The organism is Thauera aminoaromatica S2, from assembly GCF_000310185.1.
Classification (GTDB): domain Bacteria; phylum Pseudomonadota; class Gammaproteobacteria; order Burkholderiales; family Rhodocyclaceae; genus Thauera; species Thauera aminoaromatica.
The window spans coordinates 13,725-36,296 of sequence record NZ_AMXD01000015.1; the positions used below are offsets into that span (position 1 = coordinate 13,725).

A 22,572-nucleotide genomic window follows, 5' to 3' on the forward strand; every position below is an offset into this window, starting at 1 on the left:
CCTGTCATAGGCAGAATACATTATCCTTCGCCAGGCTACGGCTTGGCCGGATGAAACGGGTGGCGCCATCAAGGCCGTCTTGCTCGCGGGCGACCACCCCGCAAGAAGGCGACTCGTGTTTAGCCCGTTTCCCAGATCGAGTTCCAATCCGCCTTTGCGGCGGTGGCGGCCGATGAAGTGCAGGTCGCGCATCTGTTGGCAGACATTCCCCAAACAGACGGCAAGCTGATTCGCATCATCGGGCAGGTGCTGGCGAGCTCCACGAAGACACTGATGGGGCCCTGCTACAAGCTGTGGCAGTTGACCTGCTTCCAGAATATCGGGATCGCAGCCTTCCGGCGCCCAACATGGGCTGAATCTTCGTCATGCGAAGCGATTCAAGGCGAAAGCGAGGCCCCAATGTGCCGGTCGGTGACAGCATCTCGCGGTGAAATGCAGAAACTTCGTGAAGAGGCTGAACCAGGTTCGGCGACCGTCATCACCGTGGGATTCACTGATAACCGCAGGTTATTCGAGGCGCCCGCCTGTCCTTGCAGTTTGTTCGAAGCCCCCCGGGGCCCCCGCGCCACGAGCAGTGCCGTGGCGCGCGGAAGCTCTTCTTGGCGAAATCAATTCATGCGGCAACCGCGCGCAGGGTCGGCAAGCTTGGGAACCGCAATCTCCACGATCGTGTTCTGTTTACCTTCGGCCCTGCGTAGGTAAATATCCTGCACCGGGTTGTTGGCTGCCGACAAATTAAAGCTGCCGCGTGGACTTTCAATCTTCGCCGCGCTCATCGCCTTCATAACGGCCTCTTTGTCAAACTTGCCTGAAGGAGAGCCCGCCAGACCCGCCGCCAACAACTGGGCTGCATCATATCCCTGCACGGCGTAGACGTCAGGCTGCACCTTGTGGGCTGAGACGTACCCGGCTCGGAACGCCTTGTCTACCGGATTTTCGAGGCCGTCAGCGTAGTGCAGCGTGGTCAGTAGTCCTTCACCCGCGCCACCCATTGCCTCCAGCGTCCCGTCAGTCAGGAAGCCCGTTCCGTAAAGCGGAAGATTTGCCTTGAGTCCTGCGGCTTCATAGTCCTTAACAAACTTGGCAGCTCCGCTGCCGGCAAAAAAAACGTACACCGCGTCTGCGCCGAGGCTGCTGATCTGCGTCAGGAAGGGCTGAAACTCCACGCCGGGGAAAGGCAGGTACAACTCGCTAATCACTTGGCCACCTTCCTTTTCGAAAGCTTCCTTGAAGCCCCGCACATATTGCTCGCCAGCCGCGTATTTCCAGGTCAGGGTGACCACCTTTTTGTGCCCTCTTGCAGCCATGACTTTGCCCATGGCAAACGCCGGCTGCCAATTTCCTGAATCCGTGTTCTCTACAGCGCATACCCGCTCCGCGAGCCCCAGCGCATGATTCTTCTGCTGCCTGACTCCCAATCTCAGCTCACCGCAGCCCCGAGCGCCGTCCTTTCATGGCCCGGAGCGCCGGCGAGCCGGGCTTCCGGCGGGTGCGCTATGTCATTTCCCTTCTCCCGCGCGGCCGTCGCCCTTCCGCCGCAGCGAAATGGCCTCGATTCGGAGAATTCGGCCGCCGGATTTGCATCACGGCGAAGCCACCGCGCACAGTCGCGCCTGCACCGTGGTGAACACCTTCACATGCGCGGCCACGCCGCGCCCGAAGTCCAGCACCAGGCGCCGGGCGTGTTCGACGAACTTCGCCGCGCGGTACATCACCTCCTGCAGCACCGTCTTGATGCGCCGGCGCTTGGCCGGGTGGCGGATCGGCGAGAGCTCGCCGGCCAGCCCGAGCTGGCCGATCAGGCGCAGGCAGTTGTAGGCGAATGCGGCCAGATGCACGACCGCGTCGTTGGTGTCGAACTTACCCGAGGGCAGGCGCTCGAGGTCCAGGTCGGTCTTGATCTCGGAGTGGAACTGCTCGTGCGTGCCGTGGTGCTTGTAGAGCTCGATCACCTCGGCCATCGCCCCATCGAGGCTGGTCCACCAGCCTTCGATCTCGATCTCGGGCGCCAGCAGGTGCTGGCCCTTCTTGTCGATGGTGCGCTCGGTCACCCGCACCACCAGGCGCAGCGTGCGCTTGGCCTTCTTCCAGGCACGATCGATCTTCAGGTCCAGCAGCCCCACCCGCTTGCCCACGCGCGCTTCTTCGAACGCACCGGCGGCCTCGGCCCGATCCACCCAGGCGGTCTTGTCCTGGCGGCGCGGGTTCCACTTGGTGAGGTAATCGAACGAACGCCCGAGTTCGGCCCAGCGATCGCGCTCGTCGGCCAGCGCGAACAGCAGCCGCGCGCTATCGAAGCCGCTATCGGCGCGCCACAGCAGCTTCGCATCGGCGGCGCACACCCGGCGCAGGCGCGGGAGCGCGCGCTCGAAGAAATACTCCGTCTCCAGCGCCGAGTGGTGCGAACCCGCGCGCAGTTCCAGGCCGAGGTTCCAGCCCTCGTTGCCCAGGTACAGCGCGATCGGCGTGTAGCCGTCGACACCCTGGTAGGTGCGGCTGACCGCTTCCTTCTTGGTGTCGGAGTTGTCCATCACGAAGGTGTCCAGGTCGGCGCAGACGTAGCCCTTGTGCGCCGTGATCGGCGCCTCGGTGCGCTCGAGCAGGCGCAGGCTCAGCTCGTCGGTCAGCTCGCGCAGCTCGGCCGCGCGGGCATCGAGCCGTTGGCGCATCCACACGCTGCCGGGCACCTTGGCGAGCCCGAGCGCTTCCTTGAAGAAGCGGTCGCCGCGAAACGGCTCGATCGCCTCGAAGTCGCTCTTGCCCAGGCTCAGCAGCCCGACCACCGACTTGACCAGATCCGAGCTCAGCATGCCCTGCGACACTGGCAGCCTCGGGTCGATCACCGCCTGAACCTGTGCCGCCTGGCAGCACTGCCCGATCAGCGCCAGGCCCGAGTACGAGGTCAGGTTGAGCTTGGCGGATTGCTTGACTTCGAAGCGCGGCATGGTCGGTTGGGTGAATGAGTCGGATGCGTAATTGTACAATTACATCAATGCGTTAGGCTGGATTTCCGGCTAAACGAACACGGATTCAGGAATTTGAAAACGAAGTTCGGAAAACGTTCGGGGCGCACAGCTGGCCAGTGAGTTCGTCGGCGCCCGCATTCGGGATGATGGTCAAGGTCTTGTTGTCGCGGGCTACCTTTGCCATCGCTAGTGCAACACCGGAATGGACTGTTCCTACCAAGACATCGACTTCGTCCCGCTTGACAAGACGATTAGCATTTTCGGTTGCTTTGGCTGGATCGGACTCGTCATCGACCACGAAATACGTTACCTCGCGTCCAGCGAGCTTACCACCATGTTCGTTCACATACTGTCTAAAACCGTTGGTGATTGCGGTGCCGAGTGCGGCATAAGTGCCCGTATACGGAAGCATCAAGCCAACTTTGACTTTGTCTTCAGCGTTAGCGCTGCTCAAGGACATTAGCGCCGTCAAGCCAAGACCCAGTGCTGTGGCAGAAAGACGTACCCGTTTGCGATTGTTCATTTTTGTCTCCTCTTGTGCGTGCGAGCGGCTGTTAAGCAAAAGGCGTGAGTGCTTGCAAACTTCACCTGAAAAAATTCGCCGAACTTCTTCAGGCTCATTAAAATAATCTCATCGTGACAATCGGCCTTCTTGAATTCAATCTCCTTGGCTTTTCTGCGGCGACACTGGATGCTTTAATTCTTGGCGGCGATTTTTTCTGTTGTAATTCTTGCGGCGATAATCTCGCGCAACTGTCGCTTTAGAATTTTACCCACGGGGCTTACAGGAAAAGCTTCAATAATCTCGAGGCGCTCGGGAAGCTTGAAGCTTGCAATTTTTTTTGATCGAAGAAAATGGATAATCTCCTCGAATCCAAGGGTCTCATCGGCTCGCGGGCGAACGAATGCGCAAGCCTTCTCACCGAAAGTGTCGTCCGGCATGGCCACCAGCGAAACCTGAAATACCTTTGGGTGCTGCAGAATCAAATTCTCGACTTCCTCGCAACTTATTTTTTCGCCGCCGCGGTTGATAAAATCCTTTTTCCGGCCTTCGGCAAAAACAAAACGGCCCTCTTTGCGAACGATATCGCCCATCAGGTAAAAGCCATCCTTTGTAAAAGCGGCGCTGTTTATTTCCGGTGCATTGAAGTAGCCGCGGATCGTGTAGGGACCACGAGTGGCAAGTTCACCGGCTTCGCCGTCAGGAACTTCGTCTCCGAATTCGTCAACGACCTTGATCTCGTCGTCCTCGCACACCGGAGAGCCTGAGCTTTCGATAACCGCCCGCTCCGCGTCTCCAAGGCGCGTCATGTTGATCAACCCCTCAGCAGTACCGTAGATCTCCTGTGGGAAACAGCCAAGTTGTTGCAAGATTCGCTTACGCAGTTCTGGCGCAAGTCGTGCGCCGCCATTCTGAATGATTCGGAGCGAGGACAGGTCATAGCGTTCGTATGTATTCGAGTTCAGCCAAGTTGTAATTAGCGGAACCGCCGCCGCGATGACCGTGACCTTTTCCCTTTCGATCAAGGAGAACACTTCATTGGCGTCACCGGAGGGAGCAAGCACCACCGTGCCGCCGTAATAGAACGTACCAAGAAAGCCAGGGCAGGCTAGATTGTAGTTATGGCCCAATGGCAGGATTGCCATGAAAACAGTCTGTTCGTCGAGGCTTGCGGCTTCTCCGCAGAGGCGGGCATTTAGCACGTAGTCGTTATGCGTGCGTGGGATCAACTTGGAGATTGAGGTGGTGCCGCCCGACAGGAGCATAGTCGCGACGTCGGTCGGATCGACCCTGATTGAACCCAGTGCAGCCGCGATTTGAGGCGCGGTTCGTTCCTCATTGATCATTTCACTGAGTGAGGCTTGCCCATCTCTCGGGGTGCCAGCGACGAAGATGTACCGAAGGCTAGAGCACTCTTCGCGTAATGTATCGGCCATCACGCGATAGTCGAAATGATTGACCTGATCGGGGATCACATACGCCACTGCCCCGGAAGCATTTATGAAATGCCTGATTTCGGTTTCGCGATGTGCCCGCAACGCCATGACGGGAATCGCGCCGATGCGCGTGAGTGCAAGATATGCATAGATGAGTTCAGGCGTATTGGGTAACTGGAGGATAACCCGATCAAGCGGGCGCAAACCTGCTTCAGTAAATCTACAGGCCAGACGCTCAATGGCCTGATACAAGAATTGGTAGGTAATGCGATTTATCCCCGCCACTAGGGCCACTTTATTTGAATGCCGCTCGACCGTGCGCTTGACCATCTCCGTGACGCCGATGTTTTCCCAGTAGCCTTTCTTGCGATAAAGCTCTGCAAAATCCTGCGGTAGAGGCACATGTCCCGAAAGCATATTTTTTGTCTCCTTCAGTGGCGGCGAAACCGATGGGCTTCGACTAGTGCGCACGGTAAGAGGCTATGGGAGCTACTTCAACGCGTTGGCTGCATTGTGCGTATTGCGCGCATCAATATCTCGCGTAATTTCTGAGGAACTTGGCAAGCGCTACCCCAACCCCATCCTCACGTAGCCACAGGGGAGCCCCCATGCTTCGGCTTTCGTTTTTCAGGGCGCGCGAGCATGTCGGAGCGCAGCAGGTGCTGGTTGTCGCACCTGTCGGCGATCGAAGCCGAGGGCATCACCACAAAGACGTACTCCGAGCGTGATGGGCTGTCGCCGCAAGCACGCAACCGGTGGCGCAAGCGCCTATTGGCCGACGGCAGTCGCAGTCGCGCCAAGCTTGCCCTTGGCGGGTTCCTTCTGATCCAGATCGAGCAGGAAGCACGGCATCGGCGCGGGGCATCTGGGACAGTTCACGCTGAAATTGCACACGGTTGATGGCCATGGCACACCTTCCAGCAAGAGCATATATATGCACAGCAGATGCCTGTGGCAGCCGCCCGTGACCTTGGCTGAACATCATTTCTAATTAGGTTTCGCCTTGGGTCGCCGACTGGCCGGGTGGGCGATGTCGCTCGAGGACAGCCTCCAGGCGGAGCACGCCGTCGTCAGCACCGAGGGGGGAGCACGCGCGTATCGATAAGATCATCGAAGAGCGGGGCTGGAGGTGGAAGGTGATGCTCAGGGTGCTCAGTCATACGAGCCTGGAGCACTTGCTGCAGCGCACCAATCTTGTCGCGACCGTCCCTGAAGTGCTTGTTCACCCCAAGGTCCATCCCTTGAACCTCGCATATTCGAAGCATCCAGTCTGGCGACCGCGGCTGTCGATCAACGAGTTCTGACATGCCTGCTTTCATCGCGATCGGGCGCAACTAGTGGTTGCGCAACCTGATCGCCGACCAGTGCGAGCCTCCCGAAATCGACAGCATCACGTGAGCACTCCGCTCGGCCATCGGCGGGATGATCAGTCCGCGCTGGCGGCGCGGGCTGTTCGCCATGTGCACCGGCCGCTAGCCAGCAGGCGAAATCGTCGCGTCTCGGGCCGTATTATTACTTTCAGTCATACCAAGTATCTCAAATAGTCCATTGAGTCCTGGTAATCACCTCCCTAAGCTGTGTTTGTCGGTTTTACGCAGGAATCTCGAGACCAAGGCCGCCTGAGGGCTCATTGACCCTGGCGGTGAAAGTGTCGAGTTCGACTCAATTCTTGCGATGACGAACTGCTGTGCGCAACGGGCGCTGAATTTCGGATGCCCGTTGCGCACGGTGACCCACGACTGGAAGGAGAACTGGAATGACAACGAGTGACTGGAAGATTGCCGTCGTCGGTGCAGGTATCGGTGGCCTGACCCTCGCCCTTGCCCTGCGCCAGCATGGCATCGAAGTTGAACTCTATGAGCAGACGCCGGAGTTGAGGGAGGTCGGTGCGGCCGTGGCGCTGTCGGCTAATGCGACACGCTTTTATGACCGGATCGGCTTGCGGAGCCAGTTCGACGAGGTCTGCTACTCCATCTCGACCCTGATCTACCGCGATGGACGCGACGGCCGTGTCATCGGCCGCCACAGTGGTGAGCCGGACTACGAGGGCCAGTTCGGCGCCCGCTACTGGGGCATTCACCGCGCCGACCTGCAAGCCATCCTGTCGCGCGCCGTCGGCATAGAGCACATTCACCTTGGCAAGCGCGTCAGCAACCTCAAGGATGACGGCAACGAGGTCGTGCTCGAGTTCGAGGACGGCAGCTCCGTGCGTGCTGACCTGGTAATTGGCGGCGACGGCGCGCGTTCCGTCGTGCGCCGCTGGATGCTCGGGTATGACGATGCGCTGTATTCCGGGTGCTCGGGCTTTCGCGGCATTGTCCCGCCGGCGATGCTCGACCTGTTGCCCGATCCCGAGGCCATCCAGTTCTGGATCGGCCCGGGCGCCCATCTGCTGCATTACCCGATCGGCAACGGCGACCAGAACTTCCTGCTGGTCGAGCGCAGCCCCTCGCCGTGGCCGGTGCGCGAGTGGGTGACCGGCGCCGAGCAGGGCGAACAGCTGCAGCGCTTCGCCGACTGGCACCCGGCGGTAGTACAGATGATCAGCGCCGTACCCACCAGCCAGCGCTGGGCCTTGTTCCACCGGCCGCCGCTGGGGCGCTGGACGCGCGGCCGGGTGACCCTGCTCGGCGATGCCGCGCATGCACTGGTGCCGCACCATGGCCAGGGCGCCAACCAGTCCATCGAGGACTCGGTGGTGCTGGCGGCGCAACTCGCCGAAAAGGGCCCGGCACGCTTCGAGCAGGCGCTGGAGGATTACGAGCACCTGCGCCGCGGCCGTACCCGCAAGGTGCAGTTCGCCTCGATCTCGACCGCCGATGTCCTGCACCTGCCCGACGGCCCCGCCGCCGACCTGCGCAATGCCCGCTTCGCGGATCGCGAGGAGATGATGAATCACCTCGGCTGGATCCATGACTTCGATCCGGCCACCCAGATTCCGAGCGAGCGGCAAGGCGGCACCTGGCTGTAAGCGAAGTGCTGTGTTCGCGCGCTCACCCTCGGGTCGGCGCGCGAACGCGGCCCTTGCCGCGCCAGGCGCGCGCTTCAAACCAACAAGAAGAAGAGAGAGGAGACAGGCTGGTTGCTTGCGCAACCGAGCTCTCGACCGCTGCTGCGCTGTCGGCGCGCGGGTCCGTCGCCAGCCGCTCGCTGCGGCGCCGCGAATTGCGGGCCGCACACTCATTCGAGGCGCGTGCAACGGCAGCGAGCCTCTCCGGGCAGCAAGACTTGCCGGCATTCGCGGCCACGGGCGTCGTCCTCCGAGGCGTCGCACCGCCGCGTCCGGCCCGACAGACGAATGGCTCACGAGAGATCGATAAAATGCGTCAGTTAGATGTTCACAAGATCGCCGACGAGGCGAAGTTCAATGGTTTTCATGGCGTCATCCTGGCATGGTGCGCCCTGATCATCATTTTTGACGGCTACGACCTTGCCGTCGCAGGCATTGCGATGCCGGCAATCATGCAGGAGATGGGCGTCAGCGCCACCCAGGCCGGATTCATGGCGAGCTCGGCGTTGTTCGGCATGATGTTCGGCGCCATCTTCCTGGGCACGCTTGCCGACCGCATCGGCCGGCGCCGGGTGATCGCGATCTGCATCGTGCTGTTCAGTGTCTTTACCGCCGCCGCGGGGCTGACCACCGATCCCGTCACATTCGGAGTGCTGCGCTTCATCGCCGGACTCGGCATCGGTGGGGTCATGCCGAACGTGGTTGCAGAGATGAGCGAATACGCCCCGCGCCGCATGCGGGCCACGCTCGTGGCGCTGATGTTCAGCGGCTACGCGGTGGGCGGCATGCTGGCGGCCCTGCTGGGCAAGGCCATGATCGCCAGTTACGGCTGGCAGTCGGTCTTCTACGCGGCGCTGGCGCCGGTCGTCCTCATCCCCTTCATCCTGCGCTCGCTGCCGGAGTCCATGCCCTTCCTGCTGCGCGTCGGTCGCTTCGAGGAACTGAAGGCGATCGTCGCTCGCATCGATCCGAGCTATCGACCGCTCGCGACCGACCGCTTCGCGCTCCCGGCCGAGGATCGCTCGGACAAGGCGCCCGTCCATCATCTGTTCTCCGAGGGCCGTGGCTTCAGCACCGTGATGCTTTGGCTGGCCTTCTTCATGTGCCTGTTCATGATCTACGCCCTGAGTACCTGGCTCACCAAGCTGATGGCCACGGCTGGCTACAGCCTGGGGTCGGCGATGAGCTTCGTCTTGGTACTCAATTTCGGCGCGATCGTCGGCGCCCTGGGTGGAGGCTGGCTTGCCGACCGGTTCAGGATCAAGCGGGTGCTGATCGGCATGTATCTGCTCGCCGCAGCCTCGATCAGCCTGCTCGGCCAGCCGATGCCTGCGCTGTTGCTGTTCATCGTCGTCGGCCTGGCCGGGGCTAGCACCATCGGCACGCAAATCGTGACCAATGCCTTCACGGCACAGTTCTATCCGCTCGCGATCCGCTCCACCGGCTTGGGTTGGGCGCTCGGCATCGGGCGCACCGGTGCCATCCTCGCGCCGATCCTGCTTGGCGTCCTCGTCGGCATGGCCCTGCCCCTGGAACTGAACTTCGTGGCGATCGCGCTACCTGCCCTGTTTGCGGCACTGGCCATCGCACTGGTCGATAATAAGGTGTCCGCATACGAGCACCACGAAGACGTCTCAGCTATTCTTCCGGATAACGCGGAAGCGCTCAGGAAGGCTTGAGGGCGATCTTTACCTGTTGTGGTCGGTTATTGCCCTTCCTGCCAGCATATTCCCCAGTCAACCCTTCATCGCAAAAGGTCTGATCGTCGAGACGCGCTCCGGAGCCCGCTTTTTAAGTATGCCGATCGACATGAAGACCCTGAAAATCCTCTGGCAGCGACTCGTCACGCCGGAAGGCGACACCTGCGAGCGCTGCGGCAGCGCGCACGATGCCATCGTCCAGGTCATGCCCACGCTGCGGGACGTGCTGCGGCCGCTGGGCATCATGCCCGTCCTGGAGACGCGGGAGATCGCGCTCGACGCCTTCAAGGGCATGCCTTCGGAATCGAACCGGATCTGGATCGCCGGGCGCTCGATCGAGGACTGGCTCGACGCGAGCGTCGGCAAGAGCACCTGCTGCTCGGTCTGTGGCGGGGCGGAGTGCCGGACGCTGGAGATCGGCAGCGAGACCTTCGAGGCGATTCCCGAACAACTGATCCTGAAGGCTGCACTGCTGGCCGCGGCCGCATCCCTCGGCGCTGGCGGCGACGAAGGGTCCGGCTGCTGTGTCCAGCAGCCAGGGTGCCGTCCCGGCGCTTGATCAGCGGACGCCCGAAATGCGGCGACCCGACCCGCTCGGCAGGTTTCTCTTTGCCCTCATCAGTCTCCCGTGGCAGCAACGTCTCTTCGTCCTCTGTCCGCGGGGCCACCGGTCTCAATCCGCTCGCCAGGGGTCGATCACGGCCAAGCCCTCGATCTCGGCAAAATCCAGGGTGTTGCGGGTGGCAAGCGCCATCGCGTGCGTCAACGCGATCGCGGCGATCTGGGCATCCTCGACACTGATTGGCTGGCCGCGCCGGGTGCGGCCAGACACGATCCGTGCGTAGTGGCTGGCAGAGACTTCGTCGAACGGAAGGCAACGGCCAGCGAAGTCCTCCTCGAACATGGCCTGTGCTGCCATGCTCAGCCCGGCCTGCCGCTTGCCGGGTGGCATCAGGGCCAGACCCAGCTCGATCTCGGCACGGCTGATGGCGCTGGTATGCAGCTCGTGGGCGGATTGCTGGTCGAGCCAGGCAACGACTTGACCCGATGGCTGTGGGCGCATGAACTCGGAGAGGACATTGGTGTCGAGCAGGATCATGCCCCTGCATCCCAGTCGGGTGGCGTGCGTGGCCGCTGGCGATGCGGTAGCTCGAATTCCGCGCCGGCCACGCCGGCGAAGCGCTCGAGCAAGCGCTGCCCGAGTGGCGAGGGTGTGCTGGTGCGCGAGAGGGCCTCGCGCAGGATGCGCCGTGCCTCTTCTTCCATCGACACCCCATGCTGGGCTGCACGGATGCGCAGCGCCGCTTTGGTGGCATCGTCGACATTACGAATCGTCAGTGCGGCCACGTCGGACTCCGTTTGCATGCAATGAATGCAGTGTCAGCAGTGCGTGCAGCCCTGTCAATCCAGTGCGCTCGGCATGGCGGGGTTCGTTCAGTCCTTTAGAAACCCCTGCAGCAACTCGTTCAGAAACCGCCGACCCTGCAGCGTCGGCCGCAGTTTTCCGTCCGCAGTGTCCAGCAGCCCGCGTTCGCGCGCCCGCGCCAGTTCGTCGGTGATGGCCTCGATCGGCACCCCCGTGCGCGCCGCGAACAGCTTCGCCGGAACGCCCTCGGTGAGCCGCAGCGCGTTCATCATGAACTCGAAGGGCAACTCGGCCACCGACACCTCGCGCGCTTCCTGGATGAAGTCGCTGCGCGCCGCGCCTTCGAGGTAACGCCCCGGGTGCTTGTGGCGCATCTCGCGGCGGATGCCCTCGTGGCTGGAGAGCTTGCCGTGCGCGCCCGGGCCGAGGCCGAGATAGTCGCCGAAGGTCCAGTAGTTGAGGTTGTGCCGGCTCTGCTCGTGCGGGCGGGCGAAGGCGGAGGTCTCGTAGTGCGTGAAGCCGGCGGCGGCGAGGCGGGCCTCGATGGCCTCCTGCATGTCGGCGGCGGTGTCGTCGTCGGGCAGCGGCGGCGGGTCGTGGGCGAAGGGGGTGTTGGGTTCGAGGGTGAGGTGGTAGCACGACAGGTGCTGCACGCCGAAGCCGATCGCGGTCTCCAGGTCGGCGAGCGCCATGTCGAGGGTCTGGCCGGGCAGGGCATACATGAGATCGAGGTTGACGCGCTCGAAGTGGGTGCGCGCGGCCTCGATCGCGCGCCGCGCCTCCTCGCCGCCGTGGATGCGGCCGATCTTCGCCAGCATGGCGTCGTCGAAGCTCTGGATGCCGAGCGACAGGCGATTGACGCCGGCGGCGCGGTAGTCGCGGAAGCGTCCGGCCTCGACCGTGCCCGGGTTGGCCTCGAGCGTGATCTCGGCGAGCGGGTCGAGCGGCAGCAGCATGCGGATGCCGGTGAGCAGGCCGTCGAGCGTGGTCGCGGACATCAGGCTGGGCGTGCCGCCGCCGATGAAGACGCTATGCACCCGCCGGCCCCAGACCTGGGGCAGGGCGTGCTGCAGGTCGGCGAGCACCGCGCCTAGCCAGGCCTGCTCGGGGATGCCGCCCTCGCGTGGGGCGTGGGAGTTGAAGTCGCAGTAGGGGCACTTCTTCACGCACCACGGGAAATGCACGTACAGGGAGAGCGGCGGCGGGGCCTCGAGCTGCGGGCGTTCGGGCAGGGGCAGGGCGCGCGCGGCCCCGGTGGCCGGCGTCAGCGGGATGATGCGGCGGGTGGTCACGGCGGAATCCGTTCCGTTGCGGCTGCGCTGCAGCTCAAAGAGGGTGCTCGGCGAGGCGGTCGAGCAGGTGGCGCATCGCGGCGCCGCGGTGGCTGAGCGTGTTCTTGAGCGCCGAATCCAGCTCGGCGGCGGTCTGCTCCAGTTCGGGAACCCAGAACAGCGGGTCGTAGCCGAAGCCGCCTTCGCCGCGCGCGGCGGGGAGGATCTCGCCGTGCCATTCGCCGTCGGCGATCAGCGGGCGCGGGTCGTCGGCGTGGCGCACCAGCACCACGGCCGAATAGAAATAGGCGCGGCGCTGCGCGGGCTCTGGGAGGTGGGCGAGCCTTTCCAGCAGCAGGGCGTTGTTGCGCGCGTCGGATCTGGGTTCGCCGGCGAAGCGGGCGGAGATGACCCCCGGCGCGCCGCCGAGCGCCTCGACGCACAGGCCGGAGTCGTCGGCGACCGCCGGAAGGCCGGTGGCGGCGGAGGCGTGGCGGGCCTTGGCGAGGGCGTTCTCGACGAAGCTCGGGTGGGGCTCCTCGGCTTCGCCGACGCCGAACACGGACTGCGGGATCACCTCGATGCCGAGCGGGGCGAGCAGGGCCTGCATCTCGGCGGCCTTCTTGGCGTTGTTGCTGGCGAGGACGAGTCGTTTGCTCATGCTTGTTCTCCTGGCGAAGCCTGGCGCGGGCCGGGCTCAGGCCGTGAAGATGGCCGAGCGCACCGCGCCACGCTGCAATTCGAACAGCTGCCGGCCCCCGAGTTCGGCGAGGTCGAGCAGGGCGTCCAGCTCGGCGCGCGAGAACGGGGTGCCCTCGGCCGTGCCCTGGACCTCGATCAGGCCGCCGCCCTCGGTCATCACCACGTTCATGTCGGTGTCGCAGTCGGAGTCCTCGGCGTAGTCGAGGTCGAGCACCGGCACGCCCTGGTGGATGCCGACCGACACCGCGGCGACGAACTCGCGCATCGGATTGTGGGCGAGCTTGCCCGCGGCGACCAGGCCGACCAGCGCGTCATGCACGGCGACGCAGGCGCCGGTGATGGCGGCGGTGCGCGTGCCGCCGTCGGCCTGCAGCACGTCGCAGTCGACGACGATCTGGCGCTCACCGAGCGCGCCGAGGTCGACCACCGCGCGCAGGCTGCGCCCGATCAGGCGCTGGATCTCCTGGGTGCGCCCGCTCTGCTTGCCCTTGGCAGCCTCGCGCGCGCTGCGCGTGTGAGTGGCGCGCGGCAGCATGCCATATTCGGCGGTCACCCATCCCTGGCCTTTGCCGCGCAGGAAGCCGGGTACCGTCTCCTCGACACTGGCGGTGCACAGCACGCGGGTGGCGCCGAATTCGACCAGCACCGAGCCTTCGGCATGGCAGGTGAAGCCGCGGGTGAGGCGGATGGCGCGGAGTTGGTCGGGCTGGCGCAGGCTGGGTCGCATCGTGAGGTCCTAGGAGCGGGAGTCGAATTTGTGGATGGCGGCGTTGATCTCGCGGATGGCGCGCTCGATCTCGTCCTCGTCGAGTTCGGCGACGGCCGTCGGACCCGGGCCGGAGAGGTCCAGGCGGGACTCGAAGCCGTCCAGTTCCATGGTGCGGGTGGAGATCGATTCGACGGTCGCGGCGCCGACGGCGTTCTCGTCGTGCCAGCACATCGCCACCATCGACAGGTTGTCGGCGCTGGCGCCGGCCTTGCGCTCGGCGACGTCCATCAGCCGCGGCACCGCCCGGCTGAGCACGCCGGCGGTGAGGTTCACCACCAGGCCGTCGTCGTCGATCGGGCCCCACACGCCGTCCGTGCAGAGCGCGAGCAGGTCGCCGTCGCGCAGCGGGGTGCGCGGAGAATACTCCACCTGCGGGTTGTAGTTGCCGCCGAGGCAGGAATAGATGCGGTTGCGCCCGGGGTGGAGGTGGGCCTCCTCCGGCTTGATCACGCCTTGGTCGATCATCAGCTGGGTGCGCGAATGGTCGCGCGTGCGCGTGACCAGGTGGCCGCGACGCAGCAGGTAGAGTCGCGAATCGCCGGCGTGCGCCCAGTACGCCGCGCCGCGCTGGATCACGCACGCGACCAGGGTGGTGCGCGGCGCCTCCGGCAGCTGGCGGTCGAGCGCATGGTCGAGGATGGCGTGGTGGGCGCGTTCGATCGCGCGCGCGAGGAACAGCTGGGGGTCGGGCAGCAGCGGCCGCGCCTCCGCCTGGAAGCGCTCGGCGATGCACTGCACCGCGATCTGCGCCGCCACCTCGCCGTGCAGGTGGCCGCCCATGCCGTCGGCGACCAGCATCAGCAGGGCGTCGCGCGAGTAGCAGTGGGCGATGCGGTCCTGGTTGTCGCGTCGTTTGCCGGGGCGGCTTTCCTGGTAGATGGTGAAGCGCATGGCGGGTCCTCAGCTGCGGCCGATGAAGGAGCGCAGCCGGCTGCCCAAGTCCGAGAACCAGTGTTCCGGACGCTCGGGGGCGTTTTCTTGATGGATCAGCGCCTTCTGCAGCGCATACACGCTGGGCGGGCGCTGCTGCGGGTCGAGGTGAAGGCACCAGTCGACGAGCTCGAGCAGCTGCCGGCTGTAGCGCCCGGCCTGGGTCCTCGCCAGGGGCTGGAGCGTGTCTTCCTGCGCGCGTTCGTCCGCGCGCGGCGGCGGGCTGCCGACGATGCAGGCGTGCAGGCTCGCACCCACGCTGTAGATGTCGGTCCACGGACCGAGCTGGGCGCCCTTCTCGTATTGTTCCGGCGCGGCGTATCCGGGCGTGTACATCGGCTTGAGCACCGGCTGGTCGCTCATCAGGGTCTGGCGCGCGGCGCCGAAGTCGAGCAGCACCGGGGTGCCGTCGTTGCGCAGGTAGATGTTGGACGGCTTGATGTCGAGGTGCATGAGCTTGTGCGCGTGCACCTCGCGCAGGCCATTGAGCATGCGCGCGAACACCGCGCGGATCAGCATCTCCTTGACCTCGCCGCGGTGCTTGCGGATGTAGTCGTGCAGGGTGCGGCCGCGCTCGAACTGCATGACCATGTACACCGTGCCGTTGGCGCGGAAGAAGTTGAGCACCCGCACCACGTTCGGATGCATCAGCTTGGCGAGCGAGCGGCCTTCCTCGAAGAAGCACTTCATGCCGTAGCGGAAGGCGAGGCGGTGCTCCTCGCTGACCTGCGGTTCGGTCTCGCCTTCCTTGCGCAGGGCGAGCGAGTTGGGCAGGTATTCCTTGATCGCCACGGCCATGCCATGCGCGTCGCGCGCGAGATAGACGATCGAGAAGCCGCCCAGCGACAGTTGCCGCTCGATGCGGTACTGGTCGAGCTGAAACCCCGGTGGCAGCGCGCAGTTGGCTTGAGACGGCATCTTCGAGAGCGCTAGAATCGCTGTTTTCGCGGTTTCATTCCTGATCCAGGCGCCCAGTTTATCCGATCGGGCGCGGTCCCCGGAGCGCCCCATGGTCCAGAGCATGACAGGTTTCGCGGTTCAGACGCGAGACCTGGGTAGTGTCAGCCTTCATCTCGAGCTGCGCAGCGTCAACTCGCGCTATCTCGATCTCGGTTTCCGCATCGTCGACGACCTGCGTGCCGCGGAGCCCGCGATCCGCGAGCGCATCTCCGCGCGCCTCGGCCGCGGCAAGGTCGAATGTCGCCTCAACCTGCAGGCCGGCCACGCCGCGCCGCGCAGCATGGCGCTCAACGGCGCGCTGCTCGACCAGCTCGCCGCTGCGCAGGACGGCTTGCGTGCGCGCTTCCCCGACGCCGCGCCGCTGTCGGTCAACGAGCTGCTGCGTTGGCCGGGCATGCTCACCGACGACAGCCTCGGCTTCGACGAGATGCTGCCGGCGATCGTCGAGCTGACCAACACCGCGCTCGACGAGCTCGTCGCCACCCGCCAGCGCGAGGGCGACAAGCTCGCCGACATGATCCGCGAGCGCGTCGCACGCATGCGCGAGCTCGTCGCCCAGGCGGCCCCGCGCATGCCGGCGGTGGTGCTCGAGTACCAGGAGCGCCTGACCGCCAAGCTGCGCGACGCCGTCGCCAGCCTGGACGAGGACCGCGTCCGCCAGGAGGTCGCGCTCTACGCTCAGCGCATCGACGTGGACGAGGAGCTCACCCGCCTGTCCGCCCACCTCGACGAGGTCGAGCGCATCCTCAAGAGTGCCGGCGCCGCCGGCAAGCGGCTCGACTTCCTCATGCAGGAGCTCAACCGCGAGGCCAACACCCTGGCCTCCAAGTCGCCCGCCACCGACATTACCGCGATCGCGATGGAGATGAAGGTGCTGATCGAGCAGATGCGCGAGCAGGTGCAGAATATTGAGTAGACTTTCCGCTGAAGTCACTGAGCACCACGTCCCCGAGAACCCCGCTGAATACGCGGGGTTTTTTGTTTCTTGCGATGTCGTGTCGTATCATCACATCACACTCAAGCCGTGCACCTAGCTGTGCACCTTGGGTGCAAGTACGGCGATGCGCTGAGTGCACGGGGGTGATATGGGAAAACTGTCGGACATTCAAATCCGCAACTGGATCAAGAGCGGCGAGCACTTCGAGCAAAAGGGGGACGGTGACGGCTTGTACATGCGGTTCCGCGCCGCCGACAAGTCGCCGGTCTGGCTGTTTCGGTACCGCATCAAGGGCAAGCAGCGAATCATGCAGATTGGCCGCTACAGCACCATGTCCCTGGCGGATGCGCGCCAAGAGGCGAAGAACATGTCGGCGCGGGTGCAACTCGGTCACGACGTGGCGGCGGAGAAGCAAGACAGGAAAGCTGAGGCCGTCGCAAAGATCGAGGCTGAGGCGAACGCTATCACCGTGGCGAAGCTGGCCGACGATTACTTCGAACGCAAGATCATGGGGCGGTGGAAGCACCCCAACATCGTGCGCAGCAGAATCGAGAAGGACATCAAGCCGCGCATCGGGCGCATGAAGGTGGAGGACGTTCGGCCTGCTGACGTTGATGGCGTGCTTCAGGCGGTCATCAAACGTGGCGCTCCAACGATAGCCAACGACGTGCTGCGCTGGATGCGGCGCATGTTCGACTTCGCCATCACGCGCCACATCATCCAGCACAACCCTGCTGCCGCATTCGATTTGTCAGACGCGGGCGGCAAAGAGCTTGCGCGTGAGCGTGCGCTGTCTCGGTCAGAGTTGGTGCGGTTCTTCGAGGCCATGCGCGAGGCTAAGGGCTTCAGCGTGGAAAACGAACTCACGATTAAGCTGCTGCTGGTGCTGGCGGTGCGCAAGCAGGAACTGACGGCGGCGCGGTGGAGCGAGTTCGATCTAGGCAAGGGTGTGTGGAGCCTGCCAGCCGAGCGCACCAAGACCAACAAATCCATCCGCATACCGCTACCTGCCGTGGCGGTGGGGTGGCTGACGACGCTGCACCGGCTGGCCTGCGGCTCAGACTATGTGCTGCCTGCCCGGAAGATGCAGGCCAGGATGCTGCCGCACATCAACGAGAGCACGCTCAATGTGGCGCTGGGCAAGGTCAAGCATGGGCTGGAATCCTTCACCATCCACGATCTACGACGCACGGCGCGCACTCACCTGGGTGAATTGGGTGCGCCTCCACACATTGCGGAAATGTGCCTCAACCATGCCATCAAGGGCGTAGAGGGGCGGTACGACCGCTACGACTACTTCGAGGAGCGGAAGGTCGCACTGGATAAGTGGGCGGCGCTGCTGATGCAGCTAGAGAACGGCGGCGCTGAAGTAGTGGAGATCCACGAGCGGCGTGGCGGCGCTGCGTGACGGACCCTTCAGATGTGCAGCGAAAACGTCCAGAAGGCCGTCGCCGTAGGCGCTACGATCCAGCCAGATGCAGCTCGATGCGTAGTGGCGCGACACCTTCGGCGGACGCGGACACACCACCGTGCTGCAAGGCGCTGATACGCTGTGACTAGGCAATGCGCCGAATGAGGCGAAATGCTTTAACCCAAAAAATCTAGTCAGTCAATAAAAATTTTTGGGACACCCTGTGGATAACTTTCTGCATGTATGGCTAGAATTGACCCCGGATGACCTCTGATGAGGCCGTCCAAAAGGAAAGCCCGATGAGAGCGCCAACTCTCACCGGGCCTGTTTGAAGCAGCAAAACGAAGCAACTCCCAAGTTACAACGTCATCAACAACGCTTCGGCCCCGCTAGGACGGGGGCGTTGATCGTCTAGGAAACGGCCAACGCCATAGGAGTATGTGACACCAACGTACACGACGCAATACCCTTGGGCCGCATCATGGGGGCTTGTTTCGTTGCAAGCAGTGTCAGTAGCGCCCTCCTACCCTGTCAGACGGAGCCGGGGCATTCCTGCAAGGAATCCCAGCAATGGCTCAACGAGTCACCCCTGAAGCACTCGAAAACTTCAAAGCTGCTCCCGACGAAGCCTTCGTCAAAATCCCCGTCGTCCAGGCGCTGTTCGCGTGCAGCGCGGCAACGGTCTGGAGGCGCGTCCGCGACGGCAAGTTGCCATCCCCTGTGAAGCTGTCCGAACGCTCGACCGCATGGCGCGTGGGCGATCTGCGCGCTGCGCTCGCCAGCCTGTCGCAGTGAGGTGCAGCCATGTCGAATATCGAACATCGCCTGAGCGGCGAGGGTGGCGCTCAACCTGAAAAAGAAAACGCCCCGGCGGGCAACCAGGGCGCAGAGCACAACAATCAGACTGACCACGATTCTACCGTGGAACATTCGCGTGAAACAGAGCGCGAGCGTGGCGAATATCTGCCGCTGGCCTGGGCACGCCTGGGCGGCGCGGTGGAGCCGCAGCAGTTCAAAGGCAAGACCAAGCGCAAGTCTCGTCAAGCGGCGATCCAGGCGAAGCGCGGCATGAGCGGCGGCGCGCTGATCGAGGCGCTTGCCTATCTCGCGCTGGGCGCGTGGGCGGCGGCTGTGGTGCTTTGGCTGCTGGAGGTGCTGCCGTGATCCGGGCACTTGTCACCGGCGAGCTGCGCGCCGATCCGCAGCAACGCACCGGCAAGAACGGTAAGCCCTTCGCCCTGGCGCGGCTGTCCGTGCCGATGGGCGATGAAGGCCGCGTGTCCTGCTCGTTGATCGCGTTCGAGGCCGAGGCCGTGGCGCGGCTGCTGCAACTGCGCACCGGGGCATCGGTGGCGGCGGCGGGCACCCTGAAGGTGGGCATCTTCACCGGCAACGACGGCACCGCACGTCCGAGCCTCGATCTGGTGGCTGACGAGATCGCCAGCACGACGCCGAGGCCGAAGAAGCCGAAGCCTGCGCCAGCGCACCGAGCGCACCAGGGCGGCGCGGCGGCGGGTGATCCGTTCGAGGGTGACGTGAGCTGGATGGAGGCGTGACGATGAGCATTCACGACACCATTGACCAGTTCCGCGACGCCATGCGTGACGCGGGCATCACGCCGCCTGACGTGATCGAAGCGGACGGGCAACTGCGCCGCTTCCACGTCCAGGGCGACAAGCCCGGTTCCCGCAATGGCTACTTCGTCCTGCACCTCGACGGGCGACCCGCTGGCATGTTCGGCAACTGGAAAACCGGCCTGCGCTCGACGTGGGCGGCGGACGGCAAGCGCATGTCTGATGCCGAGCGCGAGACGTTCTCCAGGCTGATCGAGGCGGCGCGGCTGAAGGCGCAAGCCGAGCGGCGGGCGGAGCACGAAGCGCGGGCAACTGAGGCGCGGGCCGAATGGGCCGCTGCGGTTCCGGCTGACCCGGCGCACCCGTACCTGATCCGCAAGGGCGTGAGGCCGCACAACCTGCGCCAGCGCGGCGGGCTGCTGATCGTCCCGCTGTTCGACTGCTACGGGCTGCTGTGGAACGTGCAGCGCATCCAGGCGGACGGCGGCAAGCGGTTCAAGCCGGGCCGGGCCGGTGGCCTGTTCTCCCCGCTTGGCGACCTGAGAGACCCGGCAACGATCCTGATCTGCGAAGGCTGGGCGACCGGCGCAACGCTGCACGAGGAAGCCGGGCATCCGGTGCTGTGCGCGATGAACGCGGGCAACTTGCTGCCGATGGCGACGGCGGCACGCTCCGCCTGGGCTGGTGCTGATCTGGTGATCTGCGCGGACAACGACCGCCACACCGAGGGCAATCCGGGCGTGACCTACGCGACCGCTGCGGCGAAGGCGACCGGGGCGAAGCTGATCTTGCCGGAGTTCCCCGAGGGCGTACCTGGGAGCGACTTCAACGACGTGGCGATGCTCCGCCGCAAAGGTGGCCGTCATGAGTGACATTCTCGACACCATGACCGCCGATCTTTTCGGCGCAGACGTTGCAGCCGTTCCGGTGATCGAGCCGAATCCCGCGCCAATACTGGCCGGAACGGCGGAACGGAACGCACATGAACTCAATAGCTCGCTGAAAAATTTCTCCGACCTGGGGGCGAACCAGGGCGCAGCGGCGGATTCCTCCCGCCTTCATCCGTTTGGCGACGTTCCAGACGTTCCAGACGTTCCGCCCAATAACGGCGCGGGTTCCAGCGGAACGGCAGGCGGAACGGCAGACGTTCCAGGCGTTCCGGCGCTGGCCGATCTGATCGAGGCCGCGACCGCTGGCGATGGTGGCGACGCCGAGGAAACGGCGGTTCCGTCCGTGCCAGAGGATGATCGCCCCTGCTTCAAGGTGTACGACCGCTGGACGCTGCTCGAGACCGGGCGGAAGCTGAGGCCGGGCGTGTGGCTGCACGGCATGAGCAAGCCGAAGAAGGAGGAAACGCCGGTTCCCGTCGACACCTGGGTATGCGGGCCGCTGCACATCGAGGCGCAGACCTTCGACGGCACGGAGAACAATTTCGGGCGGCTACTGCGCTTCAAGAACACGGCGGGCCGCTGGCGTTCGTGGGCAATGCCGATGGAGCTGCTGAAGGGCGACGGCTCCGACCTGCGCGGCGAGCTGCTGGCGATGGGGCTGGAGCTTGATCCCCTGGCACGCCAGACGCTCGCACGCTACCTGCAAGAGCGCACGCCGAAGAAGCGCATCCGGTGCGCGTTGCAAGTCGGATGGTGCGGCAACGTGTTCGTACTGCCTGATGCGGTGATCGGGCCGAACGCGGCGGGCGTGATTTTCCAGAGCGGCGAACGCTCGCACGACGAGCATGGGCAGGCCGGAACGCTCGACGGGTGGCAGGCTGAGATCGCGGCGCGGGCGGTGGCGAACCCGCTGTTCCTGCTGGCGCTGTCTGCCGCATTCGCGGGGCCGCTGCTCAAGCGCACCAATACCGAGGGCGGTGGGCTGCATTTCGTGGGCGATTCCTCGACCGGCAAGACGACGATTCTTGAGGCCGCGTGTTCCGTTTGGGGCGGGCCTGGGTATCGACGGAGCTGGCGAGCGACCGCGAACGGCATGGAAGGCGCGGCGGCGCTGTTCAACGATTGTCTGTTGGCGCTGGACGAGATCAGCGAATGCGATCCCCGCGAGGTGGGCGCAATCGTCTATTCCCTGGGCAACGGGCGCGGCAAGCAACGGGCGAGCCGAACCGGCGCTGCGCGATCCGTGACCCGCTGGCAGGCGTTCATCGTATCGACGGGCGAGCGCACCATCGGCACGACGATGATGGAAGGCGGGCACCGGACGAAGGCCGGGCAGGCTGTGCGGCTGCTCGACATCCCTGCGGCGCGGCACTTCGGCTGCTTCGATGAGCTGCACGGCATGGCGAGCGGCACCGCGCTGTCGGATGCGATCAAACGGGCGGCGACGCAACATCATGGCCGGGCCGGGCGGGCGTTCCTCGAACGGCTGACGCGCGACGAGCGCGACATGGCAACACGGCTCGAACTCATCAAGGCGCTGCCTGACTTCAACCCGGCAAAAGCGGAAGGGCAAGACAAGCGCGCCGCCTCCCGCTTTGCGCTGCTGGCGCTGGCGGGCGAACTGGCGACCGAGTACGGCATCACCGGCTGGCCGGAAGGTGCGGCGCTCGACGCTGCGGTGATCGGGTTCCAGGCGTGGCGATCCATGCGCGGCGGCGGCAACGACGAGCGGCGGCAAATCCTCGACAAGCTGGCCGGGTTCCTCGAACGGCATGGGGATAGCCGGTTCTCCGACTGGACGGCAGACGGCGCGGCGATCCGTGACCGGGCGGGCTGGTGGAAGCCTGACGACGCGGGCGGGCGGCTGTTCCTGTTCAACAAGGATGGGCTGCGCGAGGCGCTGAAGGGCTTCGACTTCAAACGGGCGCTCGACGTGCTGGAGGCGGCGGGCGTAGTCCCCAAAGCGAGCGCGACGGGCGAACGCTCGAAAACGGAGAGCATCGGCGGGCGCAAGGTCCGCGTCTATCCCGTCCGGGCTGATGCGCTGCATGGGGTGGGCAATGGGGCTTGATGACCTGCTTGCCAGACGTAGCCGGGCCGCTGGAACGGCTGGAACGGCAGACGTTCCGGCAGACGTTCCAGCGAATC

Annotated in this window: 20 protein-coding genes and 2 pseudogenes; 11 read left to right on the forward strand and 11 right to left on the reverse strand. The window is 64.5% G+C overall.

The genetic code is table 11. From position 1 onward, the window contains the following. Positions 1-608 precede the first annotated feature (608 nt). The 4 genes and pseudogenes from C665_RS04320 to C665_RS20080 all read right to left on the reverse strand — a co-directional run. Positions 609-1,346: pseudogene (locus C665_RS04320) on the reverse strand (ABC transporter substrate-binding protein); the annotation flags it as partial. 237 nt (positions 1,347-1,583) lie between these two features. Continuing rightward, entirely contained in the window at positions 1,584-2,945 is a 1,362-nt protein-coding gene (locus C665_RS04325; RefSeq protein ID WP_004300513.1) for an IS1380 family transposase, read from the reverse strand. Positions 2,946-3,039: 94 nt separating this feature from the next. Beyond that, positions 3,040-3,489 (reverse strand): annotated as a pseudogene (locus C665_RS20075) (ABC transporter substrate-binding protein); the annotation flags it as partial. Between the two features lie 173 nt (positions 3,490-3,662). Next, positions 3,663-5,321: a (2,3-dihydroxybenzoyl)adenylate synthase gene (locus tag C665_RS20080; RefSeq protein WP_004301090.1), complete on the reverse strand. Its 1,659-nt coding sequence runs from the start codon at positions 5,319-5,321 to the stop codon at positions 3,663-3,665. Between the two features lie 249 nt (positions 5,322-5,570). Here C665_RS20080 and C665_RS20085 point away from each other — a divergent pair, with 249 nt between their 5' ends. The 4 genes from C665_RS20085 to C665_RS04345 all read left to right on the forward strand — a co-directional run bounded on the left by C665_RS20085 (position 5,571) and on the right by C665_RS04345 (position 10,173). After that, positions 5,571-5,804, forward strand: coding sequence for a cobyrinic acid ac-diamide synthase (locus C665_RS20085; RefSeq protein ID WP_245537139.1), 234 nt, complete (start codon positions 5,571-5,573; stop codon positions 5,802-5,804). A gap of 856 nt (positions 5,805-6,660) precedes the next feature. Continuing rightward, positions 6,661-7,875: an FAD-dependent monooxygenase gene (locus tag C665_RS04335; protein ID WP_004301092.1), complete on the forward strand. Its 1,215-nt coding sequence runs from the start codon at positions 6,661-6,663 to the stop codon at positions 7,873-7,875. A 350-nt stretch (positions 7,876-8,225) separates the two neighbouring features. Then, entirely contained in the window at positions 8,226-9,593 is a 1,368-nt protein-coding gene (locus C665_RS04340) for an MFS transporter (protein ID WP_004301094.1), read from the forward strand. Positions 9,594-9,723: 130 nt separating this feature from the next. Next, positions 9,724-10,173, forward strand: a complete 450-nt coding sequence (locus C665_RS04345) for a DUF2703 domain-containing protein (RefSeq protein ID WP_245537140.1) — start codon at positions 9,724-9,726, stop codon at positions 10,171-10,173. A gap of 114 nt (positions 10,174-10,287) precedes the next feature. Here C665_RS04345 and C665_RS04350 read toward each other — a convergent pair whose 3' ends face one another. The 7 genes from C665_RS04350 to C665_RS04380 form a co-directional block, all read right to left on the reverse strand. Then, on the reverse strand, positions 10,288-10,713 hold the full coding sequence (locus C665_RS04350; protein WP_004301098.1) for a type II toxin-antitoxin system VapC family toxin: 426 nt from the start codon (positions 10,711-10,713) through the stop codon (positions 10,288-10,290). Then, positions 10,710-10,961, reverse strand: coding sequence for a FitA-like ribbon-helix-helix domain-containing protein (locus tag C665_RS04355; protein WP_231570724.1), 252 nt, complete (start codon positions 10,959-10,961; stop codon positions 10,710-10,712). Before C665_RS04355 ends, C665_RS04350 begins: the two co-directional genes overlap by 4 nt. An 87-nt stretch (positions 10,962-11,048) precedes the next feature. After that, the gene (gene hemW, locus C665_RS04360) at positions 11,049-12,272 is read right to left on the reverse strand and encodes a radical SAM family heme chaperone HemW (protein ID WP_004301102.1); all 1,224 of its coding nucleotides are present in this window, start codon (positions 12,270-12,272) and stop codon (positions 11,049-11,051) included. A gap of 34 nt (positions 12,273-12,306) precedes the next feature. After that, on the reverse strand, positions 12,307-12,912 hold the full coding sequence (gene rdgB / locus C665_RS04365; RefSeq protein WP_004301104.1) for an RdgB/HAM1 family non-canonical purine NTP pyrophosphatase: 606 nt from the start codon (positions 12,910-12,912) through the stop codon (positions 12,307-12,309). A 36-nt stretch (positions 12,913-12,948) separates the two neighbouring features. Next, on the reverse strand, positions 12,949-13,680 hold the full coding sequence (rph, locus tag C665_RS04370) for a ribonuclease PH (RefSeq protein WP_004301106.1): 732 nt from the start codon (positions 13,678-13,680) through the stop codon (positions 12,949-12,951). 9 nt (positions 13,681-13,689) lie between these two features. Further along, entirely contained in the window at positions 13,690-14,613 is a 924-nt protein-coding gene (locus C665_RS04375) for a PP2C family protein-serine/threonine phosphatase (RefSeq protein WP_004301108.1), read from the reverse strand. A gap of 9 nt (positions 14,614-14,622) precedes the next feature. Beyond that, on the reverse strand, positions 14,623-15,570 hold the full coding sequence (locus C665_RS04380; protein ID WP_004301109.1) for a serine/threonine protein kinase: 948 nt from the start codon (positions 15,568-15,570) through the stop codon (positions 14,623-14,625). Between the two features lie 91 nt (positions 15,571-15,661). On the opposite strand from C665_RS04380, the gene C665_RS04385 reads away from it, so the two are divergent. From C665_RS04385 to C665_RS04415, 7 genes are all read left to right on the forward strand, one after another. After that, complete coding sequence (locus tag C665_RS04385; protein WP_004301111.1) at positions 15,662-16,528, forward strand: YicC/YloC family endoribonuclease; 867 nt, start codon at positions 15,662-15,664, stop codon at positions 16,526-16,528. 169 nt (positions 16,529-16,697) lie between these two features. Then, a complete protein-coding gene (locus C665_RS04390) occupies positions 16,698-17,957 on the forward strand; it encodes a tyrosine-type recombinase/integrase (protein ID WP_004301113.1) in 1,260 nt (419 codons plus the stop codon). A 573-nt stretch (positions 17,958-18,530) separates the two neighbouring features. Then, positions 18,531-18,755, forward strand: coding sequence for a helix-turn-helix transcriptional regulator (locus C665_RS20090; protein ID WP_004301115.1), 225 nt, complete (start codon positions 18,531-18,533; stop codon positions 18,753-18,755). Positions 18,756-18,764: 9 nt separating this feature from the next. Then, positions 18,765-19,124 carry a hypothetical protein gene (locus C665_RS04400; RefSeq protein ID WP_157277016.1) on the forward strand — a complete coding sequence of 120 codons (360 nt, stop codon included), beginning with the start codon at positions 18,765-18,767 and terminating at the stop codon, positions 19,122-19,124. Next, positions 19,121-19,516, forward strand: coding sequence for a single-stranded DNA-binding protein (locus C665_RS04405; protein WP_004301118.1), 396 nt, complete (start codon positions 19,121-19,123; stop codon positions 19,514-19,516). Before C665_RS04400 ends, C665_RS04405 begins: the two co-directional genes overlap by 4 nt. 2 nt (positions 19,517-19,518) lie before the next feature. Beyond that, the gene (locus tag C665_RS04410) at positions 19,519-20,406 is read left to right on the forward strand and encodes a toprim domain-containing protein (RefSeq protein ID WP_004301120.1); all 888 of its coding nucleotides are present in this window, start codon (positions 19,519-19,521) and stop codon (positions 20,404-20,406) included. After that, the gene (locus C665_RS04415; protein WP_245537141.1) at positions 20,399-22,495 is read left to right on the forward strand and encodes a DUF927 domain-containing protein; all 2,097 of its coding nucleotides are present in this window, start codon (positions 20,399-20,401) and stop codon (positions 22,493-22,495) included. The genes C665_RS04410 and C665_RS04415 overlap by 8 nt, the downstream gene beginning before the upstream one ends. Positions 22,496-22,572: the final 77 nt, after the last annotated feature.